This window comes from Aliivibrio sp. S10_S31 (assembly GCF_014694495.1).
Taxonomy (GTDB): domain Bacteria; phylum Pseudomonadota; class Gammaproteobacteria; order Enterobacterales; family Vibrionaceae; genus Aliivibrio; species Aliivibrio fischeri.
This window is the reverse complement of record NZ_JAAUWR010000152.1, coordinates 1-255: the sequence shown is the minus strand read 5'-3', so window position 1 is coordinate 255 and position 255 is coordinate 1. Positions and strand designations below refer to the sequence as shown.

The 255-nt window shown below is 51.0% G+C and carries 1 rRNA gene; it reads right to left on the bottom strand.

Annotated elements, in window-relative coordinates:
• Positions 1-255, bottom strand: a 23S ribosomal RNA gene (locus HC728_RS20460); the annotation flags it as partial.

The window sequence follows — 255 nt, the reverse complement described above, 5'->3', positions numbered from 1 at the left end:
TGCCATTGCACTAACCTCACGATGTCCAACCGTGATTAGCCCACCTTCGTGCTCCTCCGTTACTCTTTGGGAGGAGACCGCCCCAGTCAAACTACCCACCAGGCACTGTCCGCAATCCCGATAAGGGACCAACGTTAGAACATCAAGCATACAAGGGTGGTATTTCAAGATTGCCTCCACAAATACTGGCGTACTTGCTTCAAAGGCTCCCACCTATCCTACACATGTAGGGTCAATGTTCAGTGCCAAGCTGTA